The organism is Longimonas sp. (assembly GCF_040409695.1).
In the GTDB taxonomy this organism is placed as follows: domain Bacteria; phylum Bacteroidota; class Rhodothermia; order Rhodothermales; family Salinibacteraceae; genus Longimonas.
Genome location: NZ_JARWGJ010000176.1, coordinates 1 through 4,981, shown reverse-complemented (window position 1 = coordinate 4,981; position 4,981 = coordinate 1). Strand labels below are relative to the sequence as shown.

The 4,981-nt window shown below is 62.2% G+C and carries 3 protein-coding genes; 1 reads left to right on the top strand and 2 read right to left on the bottom strand.

Going from position 1 to position 4,981, the window contains the following annotated elements; genetic code table 11:
- Positions 1-258 precede the first annotated feature (258 nt).
- Complete coding sequence (locus PPP56_RS10700; RefSeq protein ID WP_353564034.1) at positions 259-1,227, top strand: integron integrase; 969 nt, start codon at positions 259-261, stop codon at positions 1,225-1,227.
- Between the two features lie 112 nt (positions 1,228-1,339).
- On the opposite strand, the gene PPP56_RS10695 is transcribed toward PPP56_RS10700, so the two are convergent.
- Both PPP56_RS10695 and PPP56_RS10690 read right to left on the bottom strand, forming a co-directional pair.
- Entirely contained in the window at positions 1,340-1,585 is a 246-nt protein-coding gene (locus tag PPP56_RS10695; RefSeq protein WP_353564033.1) for a GIY-YIG nuclease family protein, read from the bottom strand.
- A 692-nt stretch (positions 1,586-2,277) separates the two neighbouring features.
- On the bottom strand, positions 2,278-4,981 hold a 2,704-nt coding region (locus PPP56_RS10690), incomplete at its 5' end, for a M14 family metallopeptidase (protein WP_353564032.1).

Sequence of the window (4,981 nt, the reverse complement as noted above, 5' to 3'; positions counted from 1 at the left end):
TTAGACTCTACGCCAAGGCATATAACTTATAATTATGTCAACCTGCTGGACATAGGCAAACCCCATAAGTACGAGCAATTTGCTATTTCCCAAAAGGATAAGCCAATCCGGTGTCGACTTATGTCAACCAAGTGGACATAGGACGTTATGGATTCGCCTCCCGACGGGTCTATGTTGCTGAAGGGGTTTATATATGTATTTCATGGTACCAAGGCCCTGCATAAATCGCAAGTCTCCGGCGCTCGGTCCGCTGTTCCCATGTCCCAACAACCGCCCAAGCTGCTTGATCAAGTCCGCACGGCGTGCCGTCGCTTGCAGTACAGCTATCACACGGAAACGGCTTACGTCCGCTGGGTGAAGCGGTATGTGCTGTTCCACGACACACGCCATCCGCGTACGATGGACGCCGCTCATATCCGTGATTTCTTAAATCACTTGGTCCTGGAGCGCAACGTCGCGGCCTCCACACAGAACCAGGCCCTCCATGCGCTCCGGTTCCTCTACAGCCGTGTGCTGCGCATCGAACTGGATGCCATCAACGAACTGGAGCCGGCCCAGCGCCCACGACGCTTGCCGGTCGTCTGCACGCGCAACGAGGTCCGGCAGGTACTGGGCGCAATGAGCGGGACCAATCAACTCGTTGCTGCGCTGCTCTACGGCGCGGGGCTTCGTCTCTCGGAAGCTCTCCGCCTTCGGGTCAAGGCTCTCGATTTTGAGCGGGGTGCGTGCCTCGTCCGAGATGGCAAGGGGCGCAAAGACCGTGTTACCGTGCTCCCCAGCCGCCTGCATACGCCGCTGAAACGCCACCTGCGGGGGCGAAAAGTGTTACACGAAACCGACCGCAGCGAGGGACACGGCTCGGTACACCTCCCAGACGCGCTGGGACGCAAGTACCCGAACGCCGCGTACGAATGGAGATGGCAATTTGTGTTTGCATCCACCAAACGATCTACCGATCCCCGAAGTGGACAAACTCATCGGCATCATCGCTCAACCTCTGCTGTGCAGAGTGCGGTAAAGAAGGCCGTGAACGCCACAGGTATTTCGAAGCATATCACGTGCCACACCTTCCGCCACTCCTTTGCGACGCATTTGCTGGAAGATGGATATGACATTCGAACCGTACAAGAGCTGTTGGGGCATGACAGTGTGGAGACGACGATGCGGTACACGCATGTCTTGAATCGGGGCGGACGCGCGGTACAGAGTCCATTGGAGGCGCTCTGACACTCATTTTCGAACACGTTCGGTGCGCTGCTTCAGGTAAGCCATCGCCGTCTGGACCTGCGAGGTGGCGGGGCAGGCGCGGCGTTGCAAGTCCGCTGGATGGGCTGGCGAATTAGGGCGTTTCCACCAGCCGCTCCTTCGCAGGCCGCCGTAGCTGTTTGATGGCGTATTCGCGCTGCATGGCGGCGGTTTGGGTGTCGTAGGTTTCGGTGTGGATGACCTCGACGGGCGTGCGTCCGCGGGTGTATTTGGCGGCGGTGCCGGCGTTGTGTTCTTCTACGCGGCGCTCTACATCGGTGGTGTAGCCGGTGTAGTAGGTGCCATCCGCGCATTCGAGGATGTAGACGTGGTGCGACATGTCAGCATTGGTTGTTGGTGGCACAAGATCGGAGGCGTTGCCTGTCGCTTCGCCTTCCGGCGGGGGTCCCTTTTGTCTTGATACAAAAGGGACTGAAAAAATCAAGGCTGGAAGAACTGGGCCTGACTCCGCCTGCTGAGCCGCTAAAATTGATCAAACTCGCTCGCAGGCTCGCTCAAACAAGATCAATTTTGCACGCGACCCCGCGGCTCCGTCCGTCCGGCCCACTTCTTCGAGGCCGAAGGGGCGCTCAATTGGAAAGGGGCCCGGCACTGGATAGACACTAAATGATAAAGTGATTGGAGGTCGCAGTTCTCTCTTGTTCGAACCCCCTCTCCTTTATTCCGCCTCGCTCCATCGGTCGCCCTCCGGGCTCGTGTCGGGTTTCTCCTCCTTAGCCAAGGGAGAGATGTCCACAGGATCACGCCTGCGGCGAAGCTCGAAGACAGAGGGGGTTTGAGCGGGTTGCGATGATGTAACCCACATGTCAATCACTTAACATCTTACCGCTACCAGAGGCCCGTTAGTGTTGGCTGTTGTCGGTAACACAAGATTGCAAGCGTTGCTTATCGCTTTGTCTACCGGCGGGGGTCTCTTTTGTCTTGATAATCACCGCCCGGGATATCCGCTCCGCTCCTGATCCCGGGCTAAGGAATCCCATAGCCGGGGACCGCTTGCGTCCCCGGCGATAGTTACTCGTTGCCGATGAAGAACACGGCGTTGCTCATGAGGAGTTGGCCGTTGTGCCAGAAGCCGCGCACGAGCGGGTTGTCGACCAGGTAGGTGATGCGGCCTTGTCCGTGAGGCTGCACGCCGAAGACGAGCGTCTCCTGCAGGGCGTTCTGGGCCTCGTGGCCCATGAATCCGCTGGCGGGGGTGGCGTCTTCGAGCGCGGCTACCGTCCAGCCGCTGTCGAGGTAGGCGAAGGCGCGGGCGGAGCGCTTCATGGTGAAGTAGCGCTCCACGCCAAAGGCCAGCGGGTGCGAGGTGTCGAGCGTGGTGGCGTGCACGCTGCCGGGAGTGCCGCTGGCAGCCGCGTCGCGCTGGCGGTCTTCGTAGCGGCGCAGCTCGGGCGTCTCCGCTTCGTCTTCGTCGTCAGAGGCGGGGGCGGCGAGGGCAAAGCCGTCGTAGGGCATCAGCGCATTATTGGCGGATCCGAACGCAATGAGGTGGCCGCCGCGCGCAATCCACTGCTGCAGCGCCGCCACGCGCTCGTCGGAGAGCCAGTCGCTGTACCGTCCCTCGGGCATCACGAGCACGTCCAGCTCGTCGAGCCAGGCATCCTGAAAGTTGCCGGGCTTGAGGAGCGTGGCCGGATACTGCAGCTGCTGGTCAAAGAAATGCCAGATCTCGCCCACGTTCAGCGAGGACAGCGGCTCGCCGGCCAGCACGCCCACATGCGGGGCATCGATGTAGCGGATGTTGGCGGACCCGAAGTCGGGGGCCTCATCCATGAAGCCGGTGGTGGTGCGGTAGAGCGAGCGCTCGTGCTCGGCGGCGGTCTCCTGCACGATCTCGTCGAAGCGCGCGCCCATCGCGCGGTTGTTGGCGCGCAAGATCACGAGCGTGCCGGGCTCGAAGGTGCGGCCTTCGAACTCGAAGCTCTCGCGGGCGAAGCGGACCTTCACGTCGGACTGCAGCAGATCGGACAAGAACGAGGCGTCGTTGATGCTGTGCCAGTTGGCGAGGTAGGCATACGGTGTGTCGGTGTCGGCGCCCTGCAGGGCGGGCGGTGCGGCCTGCGCATCCCCCGAAACCGATACGTCGCTATCCAGCGCGTAAGCATCCAATCCGTAGGCGTACGGCAGGCTCCAGCCCGTCATGTCGTAGGTCACCGAATCCACGATGGCCGTTTGCGGCTCCATAAGCACCTTGGCGAGGCGGCTCTTGGGCTGGCTGAGGGATACGACCAGATCGCCGGGCTCCACAGATACCGACTGATTCGTCTGGTCGGCGTAGCGCAGTCCGCTCGTGCTGGCGTCGGTACCCGGACCGGCGATGGTGGATTCGATGCCCTGGCGCTCCAGGTGGCGGTGTAGCGCGTGCACGCGGTCGTCGGGGGTGTTGGGGACGCCGGTGGAGGCGGCATCGCGGGATTTGATCAGATATGCGGCATAGTCGCCGGGGGGATTCGCGGCGGCGTCTTCAAAGTGGGAGACAAACGAGGACACGAGGTCGTCGGCCTCGCGGGCGGCGGTTTCGACGGTAGAGAGACCGGTGACGTGGTGGCGAATGAAGCGGTCGTGCAGCGTAAGGGTGTCGCCTTCGATGGTATGCACCATGAGCCCTGCGCGTCCGGAGCCGCCCTGCTCGTAGGTCATGCCGATGGCGCCGTTGAAGGTGGGCCAGGTGTCGCCGAAGCCGGGGTAGAACAGGTCGAAGCGCTCGCGGGTGAAGTAGCGCCAGTTGTTGTCGTCGAAGTAGCGCGCGTGGTTGCGCCCAACGGTCTCCTGAAAGGAGCGCTGCCACTCGGCGATGTCTTCGTGAAAGGGATCCGCTGCGGGCGCGAAGTAGTGGGGCGCGTCGATGCTCTGCTCGTGGTAGTCAACGTGCACGTGGGGCATCCACTGGTTGTAGAGCTCCAGGCGCTGCTGCGTCTCCTGCTGCGCGGCCCAGGCCCAGTCGCGGTTCAGGTCAAAGTAGTAGTGGTTGGAGCGTCCGTTGGGCCAGTCTTCTTGCAGCTCGCGGGCGATGCGGTTCGGGTTGGGCGTGGCTCCGGCGGTGCGGTTATAGAAGTTGACGTAGCGCTCGCGTCCGTCGGGATTCATGAGCGGATCCATGATCACGATGGTATCCTCCAGCCACGGCTGGGTCTGCGTGTTCGACGGATCGGCGAGCTCAAAGAGCGTCTGCATCGACGACTCGGTGCTTACGCTTTCGTTGCCGTGCACGTTGTAGCTGAGCCACACGATAGCCGGCGCCAGCTCGCCCGGCGTGCCGTCTGCAAGTCCGATGCGCCGCAGGTTGTCCTGGCGGATGGCGTCGCGCTGCTCCAGCAGCTCGGGGCTACTCACGTAGGCTACCATGAGCGGACGCCCCTGGTAGCTTTCGCCGTAGCGCTCGATCTCGACGTTGGGCGACTGCTCGGCCACGTGCTCCACGTAGTCGACGACCCGGTGGTGCGAGGTGAACTGCGATCCGAGCTCGTAGCCCAGAAACTCTTCGGGCGATTGGAGGGCATCGGTCTGGGCCGTGGCAGGGGCAGAGGCGCCTGCGGCAGAGAGCGCGATAAAAAGAAGGGTGCACAGTACGAGACGTAACGAGCGGGGCATAGGCGAGAGCATGCGCATAAGCGATACAGGACGGCGGTGGGGGGCACGGGGGTCGTCGGCTGCAACTTGGCGAAATTGTCGAGCGGTGCGTCGGCCGTGTTCACCGTGGTGGTCGGCGTGGATG

Excerpts from the sequence above, each read along its gene's own strand:
- PPP56_RS10700 (WP_353564034.1), top strand. The coding sequence starts at position 259 with ATGTCCCAACAACCGCCCAAGCTGCTTGATCAAGTCCGCACGGCGTGC.
- PPP56_RS10695 (WP_353564033.1), bottom strand. The coding sequence starts at position 1,585 with ATGTCGCACCACGTCTACATCCTCGAATGCGCGGATGGCACCTACTAC.